This window comes from Faecalibacterium sp. AM43-5AT (genome assembly GCF_003603345.1).
Classification (GTDB): Bacteria; Bacillota; Clostridia; order Oscillospirales; family Ruminococcaceae; genus Faecalibacterium; species Faecalibacterium taiwanense.
In genome coordinates this window covers 666,577-690,923 of the sequence record NZ_QVGZ01000001.1, presented here as the reverse complement: position 1 = coordinate 690,923, position 24,347 = coordinate 666,577, and the positions used below count along the sequence as shown (strand labels likewise).

General features: G+C 58.7%; 24 protein-coding genes. 16 read left to right on the top strand and 8 right to left on the bottom strand.

All coding sequences use genetic code 11. The features are described from left to right. Nucleotides 1-20 precede the first annotated feature (20 nt). From dapF to DW937_RS14835, 6 genes are all read left to right on the top strand, one after another. Nucleotides 21-860, top strand: a complete 840-nt coding sequence (gene dapF / locus DW937_RS03595; RefSeq protein ID WP_097778195.1) for a diaminopimelate epimerase — start codon at nt 21-23, stop codon at nt 858-860. 69 nt (nt 861-929) lie between these two features. Next, nucleotides 930-2,117 (top strand): LL-diaminopimelate aminotransferase, encoded by a 1,188-nt coding sequence (locus DW937_RS03590; RefSeq protein WP_120120150.1) that lies wholly within the window; start codon nt 930-932, stop codon nt 2,115-2,117. 82 nt (nt 2,118-2,199) lie between these two features. Beyond that, the gene (locus DW937_RS03585; RefSeq protein WP_343214684.1) at nt 2,200-2,619 is read left to right on the top strand and encodes a GntR family transcriptional regulator; all 420 of its coding nucleotides are present in this window, start codon (nt 2,200-2,202) and stop codon (nt 2,617-2,619) included. Nucleotides 2,620-2,621: 2 nt separating this feature from the next. Further along, nucleotides 2,622-3,467, top strand: coding sequence for an ABC transporter ATP-binding protein (locus tag DW937_RS03580; protein ID WP_120120149.1), 846 nt, complete (start codon nt 2,622-2,624; stop codon nt 3,465-3,467). Next, the gene (locus DW937_RS03575; protein WP_120019662.1) at nt 3,464-4,105 is read left to right on the top strand and encodes an ABC-2 transporter permease; all 642 of its coding nucleotides are present in this window, start codon (nt 3,464-3,466) and stop codon (nt 4,103-4,105) included. The genes DW937_RS03580 and DW937_RS03575 overlap by 4 nt, the downstream gene beginning before the upstream one ends. Before the next feature lies 1 nt (nt 4,106). Continuing rightward, entirely contained in the window at nt 4,107-4,265 is a 159-nt protein-coding gene (locus DW937_RS14835) for a hypothetical protein (RefSeq protein WP_165852870.1), read from the top strand. A gap of 59 nt (nt 4,266-4,324) precedes the next feature. Here the strand turns inward: DW937_RS14835 and DW937_RS03570 are convergent, their stop codons facing one another. The 6 genes from DW937_RS03570 to DW937_RS03545 form a co-directional block, all read right to left on the bottom strand. Next, entirely contained in the window at nt 4,325-4,564 is a 240-nt protein-coding gene (locus DW937_RS03570) for a hypothetical protein (protein WP_120120148.1), read from the bottom strand. 19 nt (nt 4,565-4,583) lie between these two features. After that, nucleotides 4,584-5,060 (bottom strand): YhcH/YjgK/YiaL family protein, encoded by a 477-nt coding sequence (locus DW937_RS03565; protein WP_120120147.1) that lies wholly within the window; start codon nt 5,058-5,060, stop codon nt 4,584-4,586. 179 nt (nt 5,061-5,239) lie between these two features. Further along, complete coding sequence (locus DW937_RS03560) at nt 5,240-6,145, bottom strand: SPFH domain-containing protein (protein WP_005939926.1); 906 nt, start codon at nt 6,143-6,145, stop codon at nt 5,240-5,242. A 50-nt stretch (nt 6,146-6,195) separates the two neighbouring features. Continuing rightward, the gene (locus DW937_RS03555) at nt 6,196-6,645 is read right to left on the bottom strand and encodes an NfeD family protein (RefSeq protein ID WP_097778189.1); all 450 of its coding nucleotides are present in this window, start codon (nt 6,643-6,645) and stop codon (nt 6,196-6,198) included. 190 nt (nt 6,646-6,835) lie between these two features. Beyond that, complete coding sequence (locus DW937_RS03550) at nt 6,836-8,692, bottom strand: glycoside hydrolase family 13 protein (RefSeq protein ID WP_120120146.1); 1,857 nt, start codon at nt 8,690-8,692, stop codon at nt 6,836-6,838. Between the two features lie 75 nt (nt 8,693-8,767). After that, entirely contained in the window at nt 8,768-11,173 is a 2,406-nt protein-coding gene (locus DW937_RS03545) for a glycogen/starch/alpha-glucan phosphorylase (protein ID WP_120120145.1), read from the bottom strand. Nucleotides 11,174-11,599: 426 nt separating this feature from the next. Between DW937_RS03545 and DW937_RS03540 the strand changes: the two genes are divergently transcribed. From DW937_RS03540 to mgsA, 9 genes are all read left to right on the top strand, one after another. Next, on the top strand, nt 11,600-12,031 hold the full coding sequence (locus tag DW937_RS03540) for a cell division protein ZapA (RefSeq protein WP_120019669.1): 432 nt from the start codon (nt 11,600-11,602) through the stop codon (nt 12,029-12,031). 25 nt (nt 12,032-12,056) lie between these two features. Then, nucleotides 12,057-14,132: a U32 family peptidase gene (locus tag DW937_RS03535; protein WP_120120144.1), complete on the top strand. Its 2,076-nt coding sequence runs from the start codon at nt 12,057-12,059 to the stop codon at nt 14,130-14,132. A 77-nt stretch (nt 14,133-14,209) separates the two neighbouring features. Further along, nucleotides 14,210-14,656 (top strand): dUTP diphosphatase, encoded by a 447-nt coding sequence (gene dut, locus DW937_RS03530; RefSeq protein ID WP_005939948.1) that lies wholly within the window; start codon nt 14,210-14,212, stop codon nt 14,654-14,656. Nucleotides 14,657-14,662: 6 nt separating this feature from the next. Continuing rightward, on the top strand, nt 14,663-15,220 hold the full coding sequence (locus DW937_RS03525) for a Maf family protein (protein WP_120120143.1): 558 nt from the start codon (nt 14,663-14,665) through the stop codon (nt 15,218-15,220). Between the two features lie 160 nt (nt 15,221-15,380). After that, nucleotides 15,381-16,403, top strand: a complete 1,023-nt coding sequence (locus DW937_RS03520) for a rod shape-determining protein (RefSeq protein WP_005939954.1) — start codon at nt 15,381-15,383, stop codon at nt 16,401-16,403. Nucleotides 16,404-16,552: 149 nt separating this feature from the next. Then, nucleotides 16,553-17,383 carry a rod shape-determining protein MreC gene (gene mreC, locus DW937_RS03515; RefSeq protein WP_243111413.1) on the top strand — a complete coding sequence of 277 codons (831 nt, stop codon included), beginning with the start codon at nt 16,553-16,555 and terminating at the stop codon, nt 17,381-17,383. Between the two features lie 14 nt (nt 17,384-17,397). Beyond that, a complete protein-coding gene (gene mreD / locus DW937_RS03510; RefSeq protein WP_120120141.1) occupies nt 17,398-17,931 on the top strand; it encodes a rod shape-determining protein MreD in 534 nt (177 codons plus the stop codon). A gap of 19 nt (nt 17,932-17,950) precedes the next feature. Further along, on the top strand, nt 17,951-20,254 hold the full coding sequence (locus DW937_RS03505; RefSeq protein ID WP_120120140.1) for a penicillin-binding transpeptidase domain-containing protein: 2,304 nt from the start codon (nt 17,951-17,953) through the stop codon (nt 20,252-20,254). 195 nt (nt 20,255-20,449) lie between these two features. After that, nucleotides 20,450-20,854 (top strand): methylglyoxal synthase, encoded by a 405-nt coding sequence (gene mgsA, locus DW937_RS03500; protein ID WP_005939970.1) that lies wholly within the window; start codon nt 20,450-20,452, stop codon nt 20,852-20,854. 275 nt (nt 20,855-21,129) lie between these two features. On the opposite strand, the gene DW937_RS03490 is transcribed toward mgsA, so the two are convergent. Beyond that, nucleotides 21,130-21,660: a hypothetical protein gene (locus tag DW937_RS03490; protein WP_118528037.1), complete on the bottom strand. Its 531-nt coding sequence runs from the start codon at nt 21,658-21,660 to the stop codon at nt 21,130-21,132. Then, a complete protein-coding gene (gene rnhA / locus DW937_RS03485) occupies nt 21,657-22,121 on the bottom strand; it encodes a ribonuclease HI (RefSeq protein WP_120120138.1) in 465 nt (154 codons plus the stop codon). Before rnhA ends, DW937_RS03490 begins: the two co-directional genes overlap by 4 nt. Before the next feature lie 399 nt (nt 22,122-22,520). On the opposite strand from rnhA, the gene DW937_RS03480 reads away from it, so the two are divergent. Beyond that, nucleotides 22,521-24,347, top strand: a complete 1,827-nt coding sequence (locus tag DW937_RS03480) for a ribonuclease J (protein ID WP_120120137.1) — start codon at nt 22,521-22,523, stop codon at nt 24,345-24,347.

The window sequence follows — 24,347 nt, the reverse complement described above, 5'->3', positions numbered from 1 at the left end:
CCCATGAAGGAGTTTTGAGCATGAAGCTTTCATTTACCAAAATGCAGGGCTGCGCTAACGATTATATCTATCTGGACTGCCGCAAAAGCGGTGTGCCGGAGAACATTGCAGCCCTTTCCGAAAAATTGTCCCGGCGGCATTTTTCCATTGGTGCGGACGGCATCATCTGCATCTGCGCTGCGCAGACGGCGGGTGCGGACGGCATGATGCGCATCTTCAACGCAGACGGCAGCGAGGGCAGGATGTGCGGCAACGGCATCCGCTGTGTGGCTGAATGGCTGTACACCCACGGCATTGCCAAAGAGACCCTTGCCATTGATACCCTCAGCGGCCTGAAGACCGTCACCCACAAGGGTGCGGGCCTGTGGCAGGTGGAGATGGGCGCTTACAGTGCCATGCCTGCCAGCCTGCCTGCTGTGAACATGGGCGAAGAACCGCTTGTGGACAAAGAACTGACCGTGGACGGCAAAACGTGGCATGTGACCTGCATCAGTGTGGGCAACCCCCACTGTGTGACCGTGGTGGAGGATGTGGACAGCCTGAAGTTGGAAGAGATCGGCCCGGCCTTTGAGCACCACGCAAACTTCCCGGAGCGCATCAACACCGAGTTCGTGCAGGTGGTGGATGCCACCCACCTGAAGATGCGGGTGTGGGAGCGCGGCAGCGGCGAGACATGGGCCTGCGGCACCGGCACCTGCGCCACCGTGGCGGCCCTGACCGAGCTTGGCATCTGCCCGGCAGGCGAGGACATCCATGTGCAGCTGCGCGGCGGTGTGCTGACCATCCGGGTATTGCCCGGCAGACAGCTGCTGATGACCGGCGCCGCCGAGACCGTGTGCGAAGGTATCACAGAAGTTTAAAAAGAATGTTCGCTGCCGCCGTCCGGCGGCGGAGAACATGATACAAAGATGAATCGAGGGAAAGTAACCATGAAGATGAACAAGCATTACAACGAGCTGAAGGCAAGCTACCTGTTTGTGGACATTGCCCACAAGGTGGCCGCTTATCAGGAGGCACACCCGGAGAAGGAGATCATTCGTCTTGGCATTGGCGATGTGACCCAGCCGCTGGCAAAGTGCGTGGTCAAGGCCATGCACGATGCAGCCGATGAGATGGGCACCAAGGAAGGCTTCCACGGCTATGGCCCGGAGCAGGGCTACCCCTTCCTCAAGCAGGCCATTCAGGGCTACTACGCAGGCCGCGGCACCCAGCTGGCAGAGGATGAAATTTTCATCTCTGATGGTGCAAAGAGCGATCTGGCCAACGTACTGGGCCTGTTCGATGTGGACAACACCGTGCTGGTGCCGGACCCCGTTTATCCTACCTACGTGGACGATAACGTGACCGATGGCCGCAAGATCATCTACAGCCGCACCAGTCAGGAGAACGGCTTCCTGGGGATGCCGGATGAGAATGTGAAGGCTGACATCATTTATATCTGCAGCCCCAACAACCCCACCGGTGCCGCCTACACCCGCGACCAGCTCAAGGCATGGGTGGACTACGCCCGTAAGAACGATGCCATCATCCTGTACGATGCTGCCTACGAGTGCTTCATCTCCGACGAGAACCTCGCCCGCAGCATCTTCGAGATCGAGGGTGCCCGCGAATGCGCCATTGAGATATGCTCTTTCTCCAAGATCGCAGGCTTCACCGGCACCCGCTGTGGCTACACCGTGGTGCCCAAGGAGCTGGAGCGCGAGGGTATGAACATCAATAAGCTGTGGCTGCGCCGCCAGACCACCAAGTTCAACGGTGTGCCTTACGTGGTGCAGCGCGCCGCCGCTGCGGTGTTCACCGAGAGCGGCATGGCTGAGATCCAGCAGAATCTGGACTACTACCGCAAGAATGCCAAGGTCATCGCAGACGCTCTGGACGAGTGCGGCGTGTGGTACTGCGGCGGCAAGAACAGCCCCTACATCTGGCTGCGCTGCCCCGGTAACATGAAGAGCTGGGAGTTCTTCGACTGGCTGTTGGAAAACTGCGGCGTGGTCGGTACCCCGGGCGTGGGCTTCGGCGAGTGCGGCGAGGGCTACTTCCGCCTGACCGCTTTCGGTGACGCCGAAAAGACCAAGATGGCCGCCGAGCGTATTAAGACCGCCATTAAGGCACTGTAAAACCTAAAAATGCACCTGCTGTCCGTTTTGGACGGCGGGTGTATTTTTTTGCGCATTCTCTTGACAAATCCGTATTTACTGTATATACTGTGCATATACAGATAAAACGCAAGAGCCAAAGGAGCAGCCGATGGAACTGTTTATCAACAACAAAAGCGGCGCGCCTATCTATGACCAGATCTACAACCAGATCAAGCAGCAGATCATCAGCGGGGCTTTGCAGCCGGACGAGGCCATGCCCTCCATCCGGGGGCTGGCACGGGATCTGCGCATCAGCGTCATTACCACAAAGCGTGCCTACGATGAACTGGAAAAAGAGGGCTTCCTTTACGCAGTACCGGCAAAGGGCTTTTTTGTAGCCCCTAAAAACACCGAGCTGCTGCGGGAAGAGAACCTGAAAAAAATTGAAGCGCACCTCACCGAGGCTGTGAAGCTGTCCGCATCCTGCGGGCTGAGCAGGGAAGAGCTGCGGGAGATGCTGGAACTGCTGTGGGAGGGCTGAACATGAACGCACTGGAACTGCGGGGACTTACAAAGCACTATAAGGACTTTACCCTCGGACCGCTGGATCTGACACTGCCCGGCGGCACCATCTGCGGCCTGATCGGTGAGAACGGCGCAGGCAAAAGCACCACCATCAAATTGATTCTGGACATGCTGCAGAGGGACGGCGGTACCGTGACCATTTTGGGCAGGGATAACCGCACCGCTTCTGTCCGCAGCAAGGAGGAAATCGGCGTGGTGCTGGGCAGCGAGGGCATTCCCCTGTGCCTGAATGCGGTGCAGGCGGGCAAGGTGATGGCGGGCATCTACCGCAACTGGGACGCTGCCGCCTATGCGGAGCTGTGCCAAAAATTCGGTCTGCCGGATAAAAAGCAATATAAGGATTACTCCACCGGCATGAAGATGAAGCTGTGCATCGCTGTGGCACTGGCGCACCACCCGAAGCTGCTGCTGTTGGACGAAGCCACCAACGGGCTGGACCCGGTGGTGCGGGACGAGGTGACCGACCTGCTGCTGGACTTTGCCCGGGACGAGGAGCACTCCATCCTTATCTCCTCCCATATCGTCAGCGACTTGGAAAAGCTGTGCGATACCATCGCCTTCCTGCACAAGGGCAGGCTGCTGCTCTGTGAGGAAAAGGATGACTTGCGGGAGGAATACGCCCTGTGGCATGGCACGGCGGCGCAGCTGGCGGCGTTGGATGCACAGGTGTACGGCAAGCGGGTCACCCCCTACGGAGTCGAGGCGCTTGTGCGCCGGGATGCAATGCCCGCCGGGGCAGAGCTTACCCCGGTAAGCATTGAGGAGCTGTTTGTGCTGATGGTGAAAGGGGAAGATGTGCAATGAAGGGTCTGCTGTTAAAGGATGTCTATCAGATGTGGTACTATACCAGAGTGATCATTCTGGCAGCGGTGGTCATGATGCTGGTGGGAGTGTTTGGCATGAAGGAAGGCTCTAATTTCTTTATGCTGTACGGTGGGTTTTTGCTGGGGATATTCCCCATGACATTGCTGGCCTACGACCAGAACAGCCGGTTCAGTGCTTACAGTGCCGCCCTGCCGGTGACAAAAGAGCAGCTGGTGGGCAGCAAATACCTGATCGGCTTGGGTGCTATGGCACTGTCGGAGCTGCTGAGCATGGCAGCGCTGGCAGCAGCACAGCTGCTCTGGGGTACGGTAACCGTGCAGATCACCGTGGCGACCCTGCTTCAGGTAGCGATGCTGACCCTGCTGGGCAACATGATCCTGCTGCCGCTGACCTACCGCTTTGGCTACGAGAAGGCAAGGTATGTGTATTATCTTTGCATCGGTGTGCTGGCCTGCTTGATGGGCATTGCTGTGTCCTCCGGTGGAATCCTGTTGAACAGCATCCTGCCTGCCCATGGTTCGCTGTTGGTGCTGGTTGTCGTGCTGGCGGCGGCGCTGGCGCTGTATGCTCTCTCGTGGCGGCTGTCCGTTGCATGGTACGGAAAGGCAGAGCAGTAAAATGAAGAAAAGTCAAATCGCGGGCATCCTGTTCGGCGTTGCCATGGGCGTTTTGTTCAGCGTGACACTGGGAACAGTGGGTTTTGTGCTGGGTGCCAGCTTTGCAAGTCTGGGTATGGTGATGTTCAAAGGGCTGGATGACCCACAGGATAAAAAGTAAGGTGTAAAAAGTGCGACGCCCCTGCAGGAAAAGCTTTTTCTGCAGGGGCGTCGCTGTATTTATTTCTCGGACTCTTCGGCGTTTTTCTGCGCCGCTTCCAGCTCGTCCACCCGCTTTTGCAGGGCGGTGATCTTGTCGTCCATTTTGATGAATGTCCACACCAGAACAGCCAGCACCACCGCAGGCGGAACCACCATCCACAGGGACTGCTGGCACCAGAGCAGCAGCGAATAGCCGCCGAACACGGTAAAGAGGAACACGGCAAACAGGCTTGCAGCAAGGACAGCAAAAAATCCCATACAGAAAATCTCCTTTCGGTTATTCTTCCGTTTCTTCCTCGTCCGGGTCCAGCTCGATGCTGAACACGGCTTTTTTCAGCTTACCGCAGCCCTGTGCCTTCAGACCGGACTTATACGGCTCGCCTGCCAGATACAGGGCAAACCGTCCCTCACACAGCATACCGGCAATGCTGGTGCCGGCGGTGCCTACGGTGGTGTCGGCGGCTTCGTCGGTGGGCTTTGTCGGGGTCAGCTCAGCAAGGCTCACCTCAAACAGCTCGCTGCCGTCCAGATCGGTCTCCAGCGTGATGTGGTTGTCGTGGCGCTGGAACAGCGCTTTATCGGAAGTCAGCGGTGTGACGGTGCTCACAGTGACCACAGCCTTTTCGCCGTCGATGCGGGTGCGTCCGGCGGGCAGGGTGGTGATGTCCCGCGCCATGATATACTCAATGACGGTGTCGAGGTTGTCGCTCACGCCCAGATAGTTGGGCAGGTTGTTCAGGGTATCGTAGATCATAGTGGTGCTCCTCCACAAGCGGCCTCGCCCTCTCAGTCACGTTCCGTGACACCTCTCCCAAAGGGAGAGGCTTTGGCAAAACCGGAGACTTTATCATTCTGCCAAGGGCTCCCACTTTGGGGGAGCTGTCGAACGAAGTGAGACTGAGAGGGCGAGGAAGCTGTCCTTTATAAAATTCTTTATTCTGCGTCCTTCGGGTCGGTCATCAACTCTTTGATGCTGGGCACCACGCCGCCCAGATTCTGAAGCTCCGAAGGAATGATGATCTTGGTTGCCTTGCCGTTGGCCACCTTGGCCAGAGCTTCCAGACTGCGGATGGCCAGAACCTTATCGCTGGGCATGGCCTCGTTCAACAGGCGGATGGCATCGGCGTTGGCCTTCTGCACGGCCAGAATGGCCTGTGCTTCGCCCTCGGCTTCCAGAATGCGCTGCTGCTTCACAGCATCCGCGCGCAGGATAGCGGCTTCCTTTTCGCCCTCAGCGGCGGTAATGGCGGCCTGCTTTTCACCGTCGGCTTTCAGGATGACGGCGCGCTTCTCGCGCTCAGCCTTCATCTGTTTCTCCATGGCTTCCTGAATTTCACGCGGCGGGATGATGTTCTTCACCTCCACGCGGTTCACCTTGATGCCCCACTTGTCGGTGGCTTCGTCCAGGATGGCGGTGATTTTGCCGTTGATGACATCGCGGCTGGTCAAGGTGTGGTCCAGCTCCATTTCGCCGATGATGTTGCGCAGGGTGGTGGCAGACAGGCTTTCGATTGCCGCAATGGGCTGGTTGACACCGTAGGTGTAGAGCTTGGCATCCATCACCTGAAAGAACACCACGGTATCGATCTGCATGGTAACGTTATCGCGGGTGATGACCGGCTGAGGGGGAAAGTCTGCCACCTGCTCCTTCAGGCTTACCTTTTTGGCGATGCGCTCGATGAAGGGAATCTTAATGTGCAGGCCTGCCGACCATGTGTCGGAGTAGCTGCCCAGCCGCTCAACGACATACACCTTGGACTGGGGCACGATGACGATATTGGTGATGATCACCAGCAGGACGACAAAGACCAGCGCGAGGATCAGAAAAAACATGACCATAGTGGTTCTCCTTTTTCAGATGGGTGCAACGTTTCAGCGCAGAACGCAGATCACGCTCTGCGGCTTTCGGTCAATACGGGCTCCACGATGAGCAGGGTGCTGTGCAGTTCGGTCACACGGCAGCGCTGCCCGGGGGTGAGAATGTCGCCGGGAGTGGCGCAGCGGGCATTCCAGTCCACGCCGTCCAGCCGCACACGGCCCGGCAGGTCGGCGGTGACGGTGGTCAGCACGGTGGCCTCCCGGCCAAGGTTTCGGTCGCCATTGGTGGGGGTGGTTTTCTGGCGCAGCTTTGCAGCCAGCGGCCGGAACGCCAGCAGGCACAGAATGCTTACCACGATGAACACCAAGGCCTGCGCCCGGAACGAATCCGTGAACAGGCAGGTGAGCAGGGCGGCAGCTGCGCCGACGGCGAACCAGACGGAGGTCATGCTGAAGGTGGAAGCCTCCAACAGCAAAAAGCCCACCACGGCAGCCAGCCAGAGAAATGGAACAGGGTTCATGGTTCTCCCTCCTTATGCCCCTATTATAGAGTATCCCCCGGGTGGAAGGTCAAGCGTTTTTTACTGGAACGTTGCACAGAAAACGAAATAAAGAACAAAAACTCCCTCAGTCACGGCTTTGCCGCGTCAGCGATGATGGAAAGAGTGAAAAAAGCCGCTGCACAAAATATGCGCAACGGCTTTTCTCAAATCAGGTGATATCGTAATAGCTGTGGTTCGGGTTATGCCCGTTCTCCTCCACCACGATGGTAAAGCCCATGGGGTTCACCTCCGTGTGCTTGCCGGAAGCCAGCGGCTCCACGATGATGTGCTCCGAGCGGTTCACGATGATCTCGGCTGTTTCCGCTTCGCCTACGCGCTGGTAGTGCAGGATGCCGTCCTGCGCCCGCAGCACCCGCAGCTCACCGGTGCGGAAGGCCTCGCAGCTGTGGCGCAGCTGCGCCAGCTGGGCAAGCACCGGCTTCAGGCGCTTTTCGTGGCTGTCCCAGCAGAAGAAGGCACGGTTGAAGGGGTCGCGGTAGCCCTGCATCCCGATCTCATCACCGTAGTACAGGCAGGGCACGCCGGGCAGCGTGTAGATGATGGCATAGGCCATGCGCAGGCGCAGCATCCCTTCCTCGTAGGCTTCGCCGGTCACACAGCGGCCGCTCTGCCACTCGCGGCCACGGCCATTGGAGGGCTCGTCCGCGATCACGGTGAGGGCGCGTTCGGTGTCGTGGGTGGAGAGAAAGTTCAGCGCAGTGTCCATGGCAGGGGCGGGGTAGTGCTCACAGATGGACAGAATTTCGCCCATGGCCTGCTCGGCGGGCTTACCCTTTACAAAGTCCAGCACAGCGTTCTTGAAGGGGTAATTCATCACGCTGTCCAGCCCCTTGCCCAGCAGGTAGGTGCGGCGCTGGCCAAAGCCGTATTTGGTGGTGGCATCCTCCCACACCTCGCCCAGCAGGAACTTCTCCGGGCTGACCCGCTTGACAGCGGCGCGGATCTTTTCAATAAAGTCGTCCGGCAGCTCGTCGGCCACATCCAGACGGAAGCCTGCGGCACCGCGCCGCAGCCATGTGTCAATGACACCGCCCTCGCCGGTGATGAACTCCACATAGGAGGGGGTCTCTTCGTTCACCTCGGGCAGGGTCTCGAAGCCCCACCAGCTGCGGTAGCCGCCCTTATACTTGGGGTCAAAATCGTACCAGCTGCGGTAGGGGGAGTTGGGGTCGCGGTAAGCGCCGCCATCCCCATAGCGGCCTTCGCGGTTGAAATAGCGGCTGTCGGAACCGGTGTGGCTGAACACACCGTCCAGCACGATGCCAATGCCGTACTTGGCGGCCTCGCGGCAGAGCACCTCGAACTCCTCGTTGGTGCCCAGCAGCGGGTCTACGTTGAGATAGTCGGCGGTGTTGTAGCGGTGGTTGGAGTGCGCCTCAAAGATGGGGTTGAGGTAAAGGTAATCCACCCCCATCTCCCGCAGATAGGGCAGCTTGATGCGGATGCCTTCCAAGTCGCCGCCGAAATAGTCCTCGTTCAGATGGCCGCCGGTCTCGTTGGGCTGCCAGAAGGGTTCGGCGTGTTTGTCGGCCTGATACAGCCGGTCCGGGAAAGGCATGGGCTTGTTCTCAATGCCCTCGCAGAACCGGTCCGGGAAGATCTGATAGAACACCTTGCCCTTGATGCACTCCGGGGTCTGGAAACCGGCATCGTAGACGGTGATTTGCCACTTTTCGCCTTCCTGCCAGCTGACAACGCCGCAGTTGTCCGGCCCGCGGTAGATGCGGCGGAAGTCGGTGTAGAGGTCGAAGTAGTAGAAGTACAGGCCCGGGTCGTTCAGCGGCAGCTCCACGGAAAAGTGGTTCTGCTGGGGGGTCTGGCCGTCGAACTTCATGCGGTAGTGCACCGGCACGTCATATTTTCCCTCCTTCTGGAGCACCAGATGAGGATCGACATAGCCCAGCTCTTCCGGGATGCAAAGGGTCAGGCGTACGGTCTGACCGGCCCGCAGTGCGCCAAAGGGCTGCTTGAAATAGGGGTCGTAGCTATTGAACAGACAAGACAAAGCAGGGTCGTCCTTTCTCAAAAAAGCCCCGGCGGGCCAAACGCCGCCGGGGCAGATGGATTTTTTAAGGGAAAATTACTTGCCCATGGGTACCGGGGAAGCGTACCAGATGTCGCGTGCGTAGTCCAGCACGGCGCGGTCGGCGCTGAAGATGCCGCTGTTGGCGGTGTTCTTCAGGCTCATCTGTGCCCACTTCTCACGGTCGCCATACAGCTTCTGCAGGTCGGCCTGTGCACGGCGGTAATCCTTGAAGTCGGCCATGACCATGTACGGGTCGCTGGTGCGCAGGTTCTCGGTCACCTCGTGGAAGTTCTCACCGTTCCAGCCACGCTCCAGGAAGTTCAGGGTGTAGTTGGCCACGTCGTCGCCCGTGATAAAGGCGTTGGGATGGTAGCCCACCTGCTTGAGGTTGTTCACCTCGGGGGTCAGCATACCGAAGATCAGCTCATTCTCCTTGCCGGCAGCGTCTGCGATCTCCACGTTTGCGCCGTCCAGAGTGCCCAGAGTGATAGCGCCGTTCAGCATGAACTTCATGTTGCCGGTACCGGAAGCCTCGGTGCCTGCCAGAGAGATCTGCTCAGAGACCTCGGCAGCGGGCATCAGGTGCTCGCTCAGAGAGACGCAGTACTCTTCCAGATAGACCACGCGCAGCTTGTCGCGCACAGCGGGGTCGTTGTTAATGAGGTCGCCCAGCTTGCAGATCATGCGGATCATCTGCTTTGCCATGTAGTAGCCGGGAGCGGCCTTTGCACCGAAGATATAGGTCTTGGGGATGAAGTCGGCGTTGGGGTTCTCTTTCAGGTACAGGTACTGGGCAGCGATGTTCAGCGCGTTCAGGTGCTGGCGCTTGTACTCGTGCATACGCTTGACCTGACAGTCAAAAATGGAGTTCGGGTCGATGACCTGACTGGTGCTCTTTGCCAGATAGTTGGCAAAGCTGGTCTTGTTCTCCAGCTTGATCTCGTTCAGGCGCTTGAGAACGGTCTTGTCGTTCTCGAACTTGTTCAGCTTGGACAGATCGGAAGCATCGTGCTTGTAGCCGTCGCCGATGGTCTCGTCCAGCAGCTTGCACAGGCCGGGGTTAGAGGCCAGCAGCCAGCGGCGGTAAGCGATGCCGTTGGTCACGTTCTTGAAGGCCTGCGGCTTGAACAGGTAGTAATCGTGGAAGACGCTGTCCTTGATGATCTCACTGTGCAGCTTGGACACGCCGTTGATGCTGTTGGCGGTGTAGGCGCAGATGTTTGCCATGCGCACCTGATTGTCGCCGATCAGTGCCATATAGTCGATCTTGCCCTTGTCGCCGGGGAAGACCTTCTCCAGCTCTGCGCGGGCGCGGCGGTCCATCTCCACCACGATCTGGTAGATGCGGGGCAGGGTCATCTTGAAGATGTCCACGTTCCACTTTTCCAGAGCCTCAGCCATGACGGTGTGGTTGGTGTAGGAGAAGACCTTCTGGCAGATGTTGAAGGCTTTGTCCCAGCCAAAGCCGCACTCATCCAGCAGAATGCGCATCATCTCGGGGATGGCCAGAGTGGGGTGGGTGTCGTTCAGCTGGATGGCCACCTTGTCGGGCAGATTCTCGAGGGTCGCATAGCTGGACAGGTGGTTCTGGACGATATCGCCGATGGATGCGGCAGACAGGAAGTACTGCTGGCGCAGGCGCAGGATCTTGCCCTCAACATGGTTATCGTTGGGGTACAGCACCTTGGAGATCAGCTCTGCATTGGCGTTCTTGCTCATTGCAGTGTTGTAGTTGCCCAGAGAGAAGCTGGACATATCAAAGTCCGGGGCCTTTGCCTGCCACAGGCGCAGCTTTGCAACGCCCTTGCCGTCGTAGCCCTGCACATACATATCAGAGGGAACAGCCATGACGCTGTTGTAGTTGGTGTGCTGGATATAGTGGAAGCCGTTGTCCCAGTTCTCGTGGATCTCGCCGTCAAAGCGCACTTCCACAGCCTGATCGGGGTGGCTCTTCAGCCAGACCTGACCGCCGGGCAGCCAGTTGTCGGCACGCTCCTGCTGCCAGCCGTCCACGATCTTCTGCTTGAAGATGCCGTACTCGTACAGGATGGAGTAGCCGGTGCCGCAGATGCCGGTGGTGGCCATGCCGTCCAGATAGCAGGCAGCCAGACGGCCCAGACCGCCGTTGCCCAGACCTGCATCCGGCTCTTCCTCAAAGATGCTGTCAATGCTGATATCAGCGTCGGACAGGGCCTTTTTTGCCACCTCGTCCAGACCCAGGTTCAGCAGGCTGGTCTTCAGGCTGCGGCCCATCAGGAACTCCATGCACAGGTAATACACCTGCTTGGTGCCGGTGCCAATGGCCTTGGACTGGAACTTCTTATGGTTCTCACTCATCATCTGGCGGCAGATCAGAGCCAGAGAGCGGTAGATCTGCTGGTTGGAAGCAACGCTCAGCTCCACGCCGTACTCGCTGGTGAGCTTGTCCTGAAGAAGTTTACCGAATTCTTTCGATGTCATAAAGGTACTCCTATCCGCATAAGTTTTCAGCTTTGCTAAAATAATTGAAACAATTGGCGCCTGCAGGCACTTTCCCTCACTTGCTCTGCCGCCAACATGACAAAGATATTATAATATGGCAGAATGACAAATGCAAGGAATCAGGGCATTTTTTCCGTAACTGACATTTTTTTATTGAACTTTCTGATAAATATGCCAAAATTTCAAAAAATACACTTTTTCTTGATGCTTATTTATATTATAATAGAGAAAGAAAGCTGTGTTCCGAAACATTTTCGGGGACAAACTCCGGGAGAAATGTGCCGGGTAACTCGCCCGGCGGGTGACAAGACACCAAAACGGTACCGGGAACGGTGCCGTTTCCCGGCAAAAATCAGAAGATCACTGCCCGCTGCGGGCAGAAAAGGATAAAAAGGGGAAACAGATATGGTCAACAAGGTACGGGTGAACATTGCAGGTACGCCGTATGCCATTGCTACGACGGACCCGGAAAAATATATTTTGTCGCTGGCGAAAAAGCTGGATGAAGACATCACCAAGCTTTTGGACGACAATGCGAATCTTTCGGTGACGAAGGCGGCGGTGTTCTGCGCCATGGATTATCTGGACGAATACCGCAAGAGCACCGGCAGTGCTGAGAATATGCGCAGCCAGATCCAGGATTACATTGCGGATGCCACCCGCGCAAAGCTGGCGGAAGATAAGGTCAAAGCAGAGAATGAGGTGCTGCGGCGGGAAGCTGCCGCCCTGCGCGAACAGCTGGAAAAGATGCGCAATAAGGAAGTCCGGCGCGAGGAGCGCGCCCAGCAGGCGGCACAGCAGTCTCTTGCAGAGGGCGAAGCGGACAAGGCGGAATAAGCCGTTTACAGGATAAAGGAGAAGTATGTCAAAGATCGAGATCCTTGCCCCGGTGGGCAACAAAGAAATGCTGCGTGCCGCTGTGTTCAGCGGTGCCGACGCAGTGTATCTGGGTTTTTCGGGTTTCAACGCCCGCACCAGTGCCGACAATTTTAACGCGGATACGCTGAAAGATGCGGTCTCCTTCTGCCATGCGCGGGGCGTGGCTGTGCATGTGGCGCTGAACACCACCGTCTATGGCGGCGAACTGCCCGCGCTGGAACAGGCCATCCGTGCCGTTGCAGCCAGCGGTGCCGATGCGGTCATCTGTCAGGATCTGGCAGTGGCAACGCTGATCGATAAAATTGCACCGCAGCTGCCGCGCCACGGCTCCACCCAGATGAGCGTGCACAGCCTGCAGGGTGCACTGGAGCTCAAGGAGCTGGGCTTCACCCGCGTGGTGCTGGCCCGTGAGCTGAGCATGCCCGAGGTGGAGCATATCACAAAGCACTGCGGCATCGAGACCGAGTGCTTCGTGCACGGCGCGCTGTGCATGTGCGTCAGCGGCCAGTGCTACATGTCGGCTTTTCTGGGCGGACGCAGCGGCAACCGAGGTTCCTGTGCCGGCCCGTGCCGCCTGCCGTTTGAGGCAAATGCCCTGCCGGAGGGCAAGCCGGGCCGCCTGCACCACCTGTCCTTAAAGGATAATTCGGTCATTGATAAGCTGGACAAGCTGCAGGCGCTTGGCGTGGCATCGGCAAAAATCGAGGGCCGTCTGCGCACGCCGGAGTATGTGGCGGCGGCAGTCAGCGCCTGTCTGGCAGGCCGCGAGGGCCGCGCCTACGACCGCGACCTGTTGAAGAATGCTTTCAGCCGTTCCGGCTTCACCTCCGGCTATCTGGATGGAAAGATCGACGGCACCATGTTCGGCGTGCGCAGTGAAGCAGATGCAGAACAGACCAAAAAGACCCTGCCCATGCTGCGGGAGCTTTACCGCCGTGAGCGCAGCCGCGTGCCGGTAAAGATGAAGCTGGAAATTGAAGAGGGCGGCGAAAAGCTCACTGTCACCGATGCAGACGGCAGCAAGGCCTTTGCCTATGGGGATGCAGAGCCGCAGCCTGCCCGTACGGATCCCACCGAAAGTCTGCACCGCAGCCTTGCCAAGACCGGCGGCACGCCTTTCGCGGTGGAAGATCAGGATATCACCGTGGAAATGGACGGCGGGACGTGGTTTGTTCCGGGCGGTGCGGTGAACGAGCTGCGCCGTGAAGCGCTGGATGCCCTGCTCAAAAAGCGGGAAGTGCTGCGCCCGTGGCCCACCACCGAGGAGCATGTGCCTGCCCTGCCGCTGCGCACCCTGCCGCCCCACCGTACCCTGCGTGCCCGGTTTGAGAGCTGGGAGCAGGTGCCGGAGCGGGCGCTTGACGGCATCGAGTATCTCATCCTGCCCATTGCGCAGGCCGACCGCGTGCCCCGGGAATGGCGGGCAAAGACCCTTTTGGAACTGCCCCGGGTCATGTTTGGCAAGCTGGAAGAGGATACCGCCCGCCGCATCGCGGCCACGCAGGATGCCGGTTTTGCAGGCTATGAGGTGAGCAATATCGCCCACCTGCGCCTGTGCCGGGGCCTGCCCATGAGCGGCAGCTTTGGCCTGAACATCGCGAACCAGCTGGCCGCGCAATTCTACGCGGACAACGGCCTTGGCTCCATGCTCATCCTGCCCGAGGTGAAGGACAGCGACATCAGCACCATTGCGCCCACCCATAACGGCAGGCCGGTGCCCACCGGCGTGCTGGTGTACGGCCATATGCCGCTGATGATCACCCGTGCCTGCCCGCTGCAGAACATCCACGACTGCGCCCACTGCGACAAGACCGGCGTGCTGACCGACCGCAAGGCCAAGAAGTTCCCAGTGCGGTGCGGCCTTGGTGTGCGCACCATCTATAACCCTGTACCTATTTATATGGGGGATAAGCCGGGCGCTTTGACGGTGGACTACGGTGTGGCTTACTTCACGCTGGAAAGCCGGGAGGAAGCGGCCAAAATTCTGGAGATGATCCGCACCCATGCACCCTTTGAAGGTGATTTTACCCGTGGGTTGTATTTTAAAGGTACGAACTGAAACTCCTTCCGTCATTGCTGACGCAATGCCAGCTCCCTCCCTGAAGGAGTTGCTATAAAATCAAAACGAGGTATACTATGGAACCCATCACAGTAAAATATAAGGTATTGGACACCCGTGCCAAGGTGCCCTCTTACGCAACCCCCGGCTCTGCTGCCGCCGACCTGTGCGCCGTACTGGACGCGCCGCTCACCCTTGCCCCCATGGAGCGGGCACTGGTGCCCACCGGCCTTGCCATCGAGCTGCCCGGCCCCCACAGCGTGGCACTGGTGTACGCACGCAGCGGCCTTTCCATCAAGCACGGCCTGTGCATGGCCAACGGCGTGGGCGTGGTGGACAGCGATTACCGCGGCGAGCTGAAGGTGCCCATGGTCAATCTGGGCAGGGAAGCCTACACCATTCAGCCCGGTGAGCGTGTGGCCCAGCTGTGCATTGCACCGGTGTACACCGCTGCCTTTGTGCCTGCCGAAGAGCTGGGCGATACCCAGCGCGGCGAGGGCGGCTTTGGCTCTACCGGAAAGTGAGATGGAATCATGAACCTGATCTTAGCTTCCGGCAGCCCGCGCAGGCGGGAGCTGCTCTCCTTATATACCACCAATTTCACCGTCTGCGTCAGCGACTTTGACGAAAGTACAGTGCAGGCCGCTACGCCTGCCCATCTGGTGGAACAGCTGGCCCGGGGCAAGTGCCTTGCTGTTTCGGCCCAGCATCCGGGCGCTGTGGTCATCGGCTGTGATACGGTGGTGGATGTGAACGGCGAGGTGTTCGGCAAGCCCCACAGCGAAGAGGATGCAAAGCGGATGCTGCGCGCCCTTTCCGGTGCCACTCACGAGGTGCACACCGGCGTGTGCATCTCGGACGGTGCGCGCATTGAAAGCTTTGTGGACAGCTGCCGCGTTACCTTCTTCCCGCTGGGTGAAGAGGAAATCGACTTCTACGCTTCCACCGCCGAACCCTACGATAAAGCCGGTGCCTATGCCATTCAGGGGCGGGCGGCCCTCTGGCTGGACCGTATTGAGGGCGACTACTACACCATCATGGGTCTGCCGGTGAGCCGCACCGTACAGCTGCTGGCACATTTTGTGTGATAAAACTGGAAAAAACGAAGAAAACTTGCGCAAACGCTTGAGAAATCATTGCCTTGCGGCTATAATAGAACCGTGTTATTCTGCGCAAAGGCGGCACAAAAGGGCTGCCGGATGTTCTGGCGCTATAGATAAAATGGGAAGCATAAGGAGAATTTTTACAATGGGCCTGTTTTCCAAAGATGTAGGTATCGATCTGGGTACCGCAAATACTCTGGTATATATGAAGGGCAAGGGCATCATCATGCGGGAGCCTTCGGTCGTGGCTGTGGATACCAAGACCGACGAGGTGCGCTGTGTGGGTGCCGAGGCAAAGGCTGTCATTGGCCGTACCCCCGGCAGCATCGTGGCTGTGCGTCCGCTGAAGGATGGCGTGATCGCTGACTTTGACATCACCACCAACATGCTGGAAAATTTCCTCAAGAAGGCATGCGGCAACAGCATGTTCTCCCGCCCCCGCGTGGTCATCTGCATCCCGTCCGGCGTTACCGAGGTGGAGCGCCGCGCTGTGCGCGAAGCTACCCTGAAGGCCGGTGCCCGTCAGGTGTCCGTCATTGAGGAACCCATGGCGGCAGCCATCGGTGCGGGCCTGCCCATCAGCGAGCCTACCGGCAGCATGATCGTGGATATCGGCGGCGGCACGGCTGAGATCGCTGTGATCTCTCTGGGCGGCATCGTGGCCTCCCGCAGCGTGCGCATGGCAGGTGATATGTTCGATCAGGCCATCATCGCCTTCATCAAGCGCAAGTACAACCTGCTGATCGGTGAGCGCACCGCAGAGCAGATCAAGATCGAGATCGGCTCCGCCTATGCGCTGGACCCCGAAATGACCATGGAGATCAAGGGCCGTAACCTCGTGGACGGCCTGCCCAAGAACATCGTCGTCCACTCGGAGGATGTGCGCGAAGCTCTGCTGGAATGCCTGGTCAAGATCACCAGCGCCATCAAGGAAACGCTGGAGCGCACCCCGCCGGAGCTGAGTGCGGATATCATCGACCGCGGCATCACTCTGACCGGCGGCGGCGCACTGCTGCGCGGTCTGGATCAGTTGATCCAGAGCGAGACCGGCATCGACGTACACATTGCGGAAGACCCGCTGGACTGCGTGGCCAAGGGTGCCGGTGCGGTGCTGGATCATGTGGATGTCCTGCATGACGTGCTGGACACCGACGGCGGCCACATGTAACACGGGCAAGGCCCACACTTGCGGAAAAAGGCTCTTTTGCGCAGCGTCTGCGCTGATTTCCGCTGCAAACAATGTCTCTTGCGCGGATGGCAGGGCTGTCCGCGCTTTTCTTATGGCATGGCATCCACCCGAAACAGGAGGGTACTCCCTTGAAGGATTTTTTTGACACATGGAAATTTAAGATACTGGTAGCCGTGGCGGTGTTTCTGGTGGGCATTATGGCCTATGCCGGTGCCAACGGACGGCTGACTGCTGCCCCGCAGGAGCTGCTGGGCGTGGTGCTGATGCCGCTCCAGAAGGTCACATCGGCACTGAGCGGCGGCATTGGCTCGGTGTGGGAAAAATACACCAGCATCGATGAAGTCATGGAACAGAACGAACAGCTGGAAGCGGAGAATGCCGAGCTTCGCCAGCAGATGGTGGACTACGACCGCATCAAGGCGGAGAACGAAGCCTACAAGGCACTGGCCCGCATTCAGGATTCTAACACCGAAGCAAGCTATATTTCTGCCTTTGTGATCGGCCGCGACCCACTGGATGAGTTCGGAGGCTTTACGCTGGACTGCGGCACGGTGAACGGCGCAGCCGTGAACGATGCCGTGATCAGCGATAAGGGCTATCTGATCGGCATGGTGGTGGAAGCCGACACCACCAGCTGCAAGGTGATGACCATTCTGCACCCCAGCTTCAGTGCTGCGGGCGTGGTATCCCGCACGCGGGAAAACGGCATTATCAATGGCAGCACCGATTATGCCGGTGACGGCCTGTGCGTGCTGACCAATCTGGAACGCGCCACTGAGACGAAGATGGGCGATCAGGTGATCACCACCGGTCTTGGCGGAGTGTTCCCGCCGGATCTGCTGGTGGGAACCGTGCAGAAGGTGGAGCCGGAAGTCAGCGGCAAATCTTCCATTGCAGTGGTGCGCCCGGGTGCAGATCCGCGCACGGTCAAGCACGTATTCGTTATTACCGACTATTAAGGGGGCGCATTTGTATGGAATCACGCCGCATGCGCAGCCGCAGCCAGATCCTGAAATGGGTCTGCTACGCGGTGGCACTGTTTGTGTGCGCGGCACTGCAGACGACCCCCGGCCTGCTCCAGCTGGGGCAGGCAAAGCCGCTGTTCATTCTGCCGCTGTGTCTGGCTGTGGCCGTGTATGAAGGCGAGTTTGCAGGTGCGCTGTTTGGTGCCGTGAGCGGCCTTTTGTGGGACTACACCGCCGGGCGCACCGTGGGTATGCTGGCGCTGGAACTGCTGCTGCTCTGCTTTGCGCTTTCGGTGCTGGTTCAGGTGTATCTGCAGGGCAGCACATGGAACTTTGCGCTCATCAGCACCGGCACGGCCCTTGTGGTGCTCTCGCTGGACTGGCTGTTCTTCTACTACATGCCCGGCTACCGCTGGGCGCTGAGCCGCTGGCTGACCTTTGTGCTGCCTTCGGCCATGATGACGCTGGTGCCGTCGCTGGTGCTGTTCAGTCTGGTGCGGCACATTTACAGCGCATTCAAAATCGACAACGGCGTAGTCTGAACCGCCGGAGGAAACGCGGATGAACCAAAACGAACGAAAAACCGTTGTGCGCCGGATGATCCTGCTCATTGCAGTGGCATGTGTTATCATGGGCCTGTACGTGATGCGGCTGATCTTTCTGCAGCTGGTCAACGGCGACGACTTCAAGGCCAAGGCCACTAATACCACCGACTATAACTTTACGGTCACGGCGGCCCGCGGCGATATCGTGGACAGCGCCGGGCGGCGCATTGCCACCACAACCACCAGCTACAATGTGGTCCTCAACAAACTGCTGATGGGCGACCGGGATCTGGACACCATGCTGCAGCAGATCGTGGAGCTGCTGCGTGCGAATGGCGAGAGCTGGAATGATACGCTGCTGATCGGTCAGGCGGACGCAGCAGGCAATTACGCCTTTACGGACGATGACACGTCCACCAGCGACCAGAAGCAGCTGGCAGACATGAAGGAAACGCTTGGTCTGCAGCAGTACGCCACCGCCAACGATGTAATGGAAATGCTGGTGGAAAAGAACGATCTGCAGGATTTTTCGCCGGAATGGCAGCGTGTGCTGGCCGGCATCCACTACGAGATGGACCGGCAGGCGTTCTCCAATGTGAACAATTTTGTCATGGCGGAGAACGTGAGCACCCTCGCGGTGGCCACCATCAAGGAGCACAGCCTGCAGCTGCCGGGTGTGGAGATCGTGGAAACCAGCGCCCGCAGCTACGACCAGAGCGATATCATCCCGGCGGTGCTGGGCCGTGTGGGCAAGATCACGGCGGAAAAGTGGAAGGTGACCGATTCCAACGGTCAGGTGACCTATCCGCTGCGGGAAAAAGGCTATAACATGAACGATGTTCTGGGCATTTCTGGTCTGGAATCCGTTTATGAGGACGAGCTGCGCGGCAAGGACGGCGTGGAGACCATCACCCGCAATTCGGACGGCGTGATCGTGGATACAAAGCTCACCACTGTGCCGGAGCCGGGCCATACCGTGCAGCTGACCATTGACAGCAACTTCCAGCGTGCCGTGGACAAGGCACTGGCGGACAACATTGATATGATCAACCGCGTGTACAATACCGGCACCATGAAAGCTGCCGCTGGTGCGGTGGTGGTGCTGGACGTGAAGGACGGCAGTGTGCTGGCTGCTTCCAACTATCCCAGCTATGACCAGAACCTGTATGCCGCCAACTACAGCGAGTACAGCTCCGACCCGAGCCTGCCGCTGTTCAACCGCGCATTGCAGGGCCTGTATACGCCGGGTTCTACCTTCAAGCCCGCCGTGGCGGTGGCTGCACTGGACAGCGGCCTCATCAACCAGTATTCTACCGTTTACTGCAACGGCGTGTACAACTACTTCAAGGATTACCACCCCCGCTGTACCCGCCATGGCCACAGCGGCAACATCGATGTGGTAACGGCCATCAAGTGGAGCTGCAACATCTTCTTCTATGATGTTGGCCGCCGCCTGACCAGCGATGTGTACGATGCCTATGCCTACAAGCTGGGTCTTGGCCAGCGCACCGGTGTGGAGGTGAGCGAGGCCGTGGGCCGTCTGACCACCAAGAGCGACTCCAACTATACGGCATCGCTGGATGTGCAGGCCGCCATCGGTCAGGGCAACACGGTGGTCTCGCCCATCCAGCTGGCTACCTACGCGGCAACGCTGGCCAACAACGGCACCCGTTACCGCACCCATTTCGTCAAGGCCATTCTGGACACCAACACCGGCGAGGTGCTCAGCGAGACCAAGCCCGAGGTCATGGATGTGATCGAAGGCACCGGCAACACCTTTGAGCTGGTGCGGCAGGGCATGAAGCAGGTGCCCAGCACCATCAGCGGCAAAATTTCCAGCTATCCGGTGCCGATCGCCTGCAAGACCGGTACACCTCAGCGCAGCGAGACCTATGCGCCCGGTAAGCACTATCTGAACGCCATGATGGTGGCTTACCTCCCGGCGGATGATCCGCAGATCGCCATTGGCATTAGCATTGAGTACGGCGGCTATGGTGCCCGTACCGGTGATCTGGTGGTGGACATTGCAAATGCCTATTTTGCCCTGAAGGATGGCAGCCTTGCCCAGCAGGCCGAAGCGGAAAAGGAAGCCGAGCAGGCCCAGCAGGAAGATCAGGCGCAGACCACTGACCCAGCTCAGGCCGCTGCAGGCCAGACCACCGGCAATGCCGCAGCCCAGCCTGCACAGATGGCACCCGCCGCAGACACTGCTGCGCCGGAAACGGCAGCAGAAGGGGAAGCCCAGCCTGCCGTGCAGGACGAGCAGCAGCCCGCCGCAGCCACCGAGCAGAACCCCGATGCCATTGAACCGGAAGCCTGAACGGTAAGAGACAAAACGGACAGACGGAAGGGCGCTGCAGCGTCGGTTTGAACCACATGGGACTGGAAAAGAAAACAAAATTGAATATTTTGTATAAAAACCAGTTGTAAAAGATTGGATTTTGTGATATCATTTCAAGCAAAGGACTTTTTTGAAAAAGCGTTCCAATCGTTTAGGAAGAGGAGAGGGTAACGGATGACGATTGCACTCATTGCGCATGACTCCAAAAAGGAGCTGATGGTTCAGTTTTGTACGGCGTACTGCCGCATCCTGAGCCAGCATAAACTGGTAGCGACCGGCACCACCGGTAAACTGATCGCAGAAGCTACCGGCTTACAGGTGCAGCGCTTTCTGGCCGGTGTGCAGGGCGGCGACCAGCAGATCGCATCCCGCATCGCCTGCAATGAGATCGACCTGCTGCTGTTCTTCCGCGACCCCATCAACGCTAAGCCCAGCGAGCCCAACGAAATGACGCTGCTGCGCCTGTGCGATGTGCACAATATCCCTATGGCCACCAACATCGCCACCGCTGAGGTGCTGATCCACGGCTTGGAGCGCGGAGATCTGGATTGGCGTGATATTGTGCATCCACAGAACTGACAAAACGATTTGGAATGGCTCCGCGTGCGCTGCGCCATATTCAGCGGAAATTATATTGATAATGCTAAAATCGGGAACATCTGCGGATGTTCCCGATTTTCATTTTTACGGGAATGGGGTCCGAACCGCAGAATGCATTTCTGCCGCCGTGCGGCTGTTTCCGCAGGAAGCAAAAACAGCAGATGCCGTGTGCCGCAGCGGCCTTGCCTGTGAAAAAAAGAATTCCGGAAAATCCGCAGATTTTCCGGAATTCTAATATAAAAATAATGTTTCCGCTAAACTTTAAAATCCTCGGCCATCTCCGCCACATCTTCCGGGGCAAAATCGCCCAGCGGCAAGATCAGCCGTGCCAGCGTTTCCTGCGGCAGAGCTGCAAGAATCGTGCTGTCATCACTGCCGGTGCCTGCGGGCGGGCAGACGGTGTACACGCCGTCTGCACCGGTCTCCACCCGGGCACGGTGAGCGGTTGCCACATATTGCATCCCAAGCTTGTCTGCAGCCGTCAGCAGTGCGGCAAACAGCGGCGTGCCGCCTTCGCCCAGAACGTCTGCGTCCTGCCCGGCCAGTGCTTCGGCGTTCAGCACGATGCACTCGATGCCAAGGGCCTCTGCTGCCTTTTTGGCGCTTTCCGCATCGGCGGTCTGTTCTGCTGCCAGCCGCACGGCAGCGCCCGCCACGGCAAAGCCCTGCTGCTGTAAAATGCGCACAGCTACGGCGCATTCTCTGCTGCCGTCCATCTGCACCAGAACCTTATCCTGACTCTCGTAGGTGTCGAACCCACTGCCGGGCAAAAATGTGTCGCTCATGTTCCCTGCCTCCCGCCATGTGCTTTGCTTTGGGCCACGGCCAGCTGGTCGCAGCGTTCGTTCTCCGGGTGGCCTGCGTGGCCCTTGACCCAGACGTAGGTGATCTTGTGCCGGGCTTCCTGCTCCAGTGCCTGTGCCCAGAGGTCCGGGTTCAGGGCGGGGGAGCCATCTGCTTTTTTCCAGCCCCGGAGCTGCCAGTTTTTGGCCCAGCCCTTCTGAAGCCCGTTGATGACATACTGGCTGTCGGAGCACAGCCGTACCTCGCACGGCTCCTTGAGCTGGCGCAGTGCTTCGATAAAGGCTGTCAGCTCCATGCGGTTGTTGGTGGTGCTGTCGTCGCCGCCGCTCAGCTCTTTTTCGTAAACTTTGCCGTTAAAACGGTAGCGCAGCACGGCACCCCAGCCGCCCGGGCCGGGATTGCCGCTGCATGCGCCGTCGGTGTACACTTCGACCTGCTTCATGCGGTTCTCCTTCTAAAATGAGTTGCTTCTATTTAGCGCTATTTTTCGGCTTCTGTCAAGTGCGAATGTATATTCCGTGCCGGAGCTGCCAAACCTTGGAATTGACAAAAACGCCGGGAAATACTATACTTATCCTAACAAAATGCGTATAGGGGCGCACCGCAGGCGTGTGCCCGGGCGTTCCAACAGAAAAGCCACGGTCGCATCGAGCAGATGGACTTATCTGGCACAAAACCTCTTACGGAACAGGCAGCGGTTTGCAAAAAACACGCTGAGAAATAAATTCTATACGGTGCATCCAACGGAAGCCGATGCGATTTTTCAAGGTGCTTCCCATGCACAGCGCGGCTGTTCCCACAAACGGGGACGGCCTGCGCTGTAATTATTTTGGAGGTCAGAATGGCACAGTCGAAAGAAAATACCAATGTTTCCGCACGCGGCAAGGCCGCAGCAGCGAATCAGAATGCGGGCGCACCTGCCGCGCAGACGGGCGAAAAGCGCCCCCGCACCACCCGCCGCCCTTATTATAACCGTCGGCCCCGCCGCCCGCAGCAGCCCAGAGAGGCCGCGGTGCCCATCCACATCTACCCGCTGGGTGGTCTGGGCGAAGTGGGCAAGAACATGACCGTGTACGAGTGCAACGGCGACATGATCATCGTGGACTGCGGTCTGGTATTCCCGGACAGCGACATGTACGGCGTGGACATGGTCATCCCGGACTTCACCTTTGTGGTGCAGAACAAGGATAAGATCAAGGGTCTGCTCATCACCCACGGCCACGAAGACCACATCGGCAGCATCCCGTATCTGCTGCAGAAATTCGATCTGCCCATCTATGGCACCCGCCTGACCTGCGGCCTGATCCGCAACAAGCTGGAGGAGTTCGGTCTGGCAGGCAAGACCAAGTTCGTGGAGATCACCCCCAGACAGAAGATCAAGCTGGGCTGCTTTACCATTGAGCCCATCCATGTGAACCACTCCATCCCGGATTCGGTGGCCTTTGCCATCGACAGCCCGGCGGGCACCATCATCCAGACCGGCGACTTTAAAATCGACTACACTCCGCTGGCCTGCGGCGTCACCGACCTGTCCACGCTGGCCGAGTACGGTCAGCGCGGCGTGCTGGCTTTGCTGAGCGATTCCACCAACTCCGAGCGTCCGGGCTTTACCGCCACCGAACAGAAGGTGGCTGCAGGCGTGCGCAATCTGTTCGCCCGTGCCCGCAACAAGCGGATCATCATTGCCACCTTTGCTTCCAACATCTACCGCGTGCAGCAGATCATCGATCTGGCCGTGGAGGATGGCCGCAAGGTGGCATTCAGCGGCCGCAGCATGGTGAACAACACCGCCATGGCGCAGGAGCTGGGCTATATGCACATCCCGGAGGGCACCCTCATCAGCGTGGATGAGCTGAACCAGTATCCCCCGGAGCAGGTAGTGCTCATTACCACCGGCAGTCAGGGCGAACCCTTGAGCGCCCTTTCCCGTATGGCATCCTGCAGCCACCGTCAGGTGCGCGTGGGCCCCGGCGACTTCATTATCATTTCGGCAAATCCCATTCCCGGCAACGAGAAGAGCGTGACCAAGATCGTCAATGGTCTGCTGCTGCTGGGTGCAGAGGTCATTTACGAGAGCATGTACGATGTGCATGTTTCCGGCCACGCCTGTCAGGAAGAACAGAAGCTCATGCTCACCCTGACGAAGCCCAAGTACTTCCTGCCGGTGCACGGCGAGTACAAGCAGCTCAAAAAGCACGCCCTCACCGCTGCCAGCCTTGGCATCCCTACCAGCAACATTCTGATCGCGGAGAACGGCTCCAATGTCATTCTCAGCCAGGACGAGATAAAGCTGGGCGAGCCTGTCACCGCCGGTGCAGTGATGGTGGACGGCCTTGGCGTGGGCGACGTGGGCAATGTGGTCCTGCGCGACCGCAAGCACCTGTCCGAGGACGGTCTGGTGATCATCGTGGCCACCGTGGACAGCAAGACCGGCAAGGTGCTGGCCGGCCCCGACCTTGTGAGCCGCGGCTTTGTGTATGTGCGCGAGAACGAGAGCCTGATGGACGGTGCACAGAGCATCGTGGAAAATGCGCTGGACCGCTGCGTGGATGAACATGTGCGCGACTGGAACAGCGTCAAGACCCGCGTGCGCGAGGCACTGAGCAGCTATATCTATCGGCGCACCAAGCGCAGCCCGATGATCCTTCCCATCCTGATGGAGGTTTGA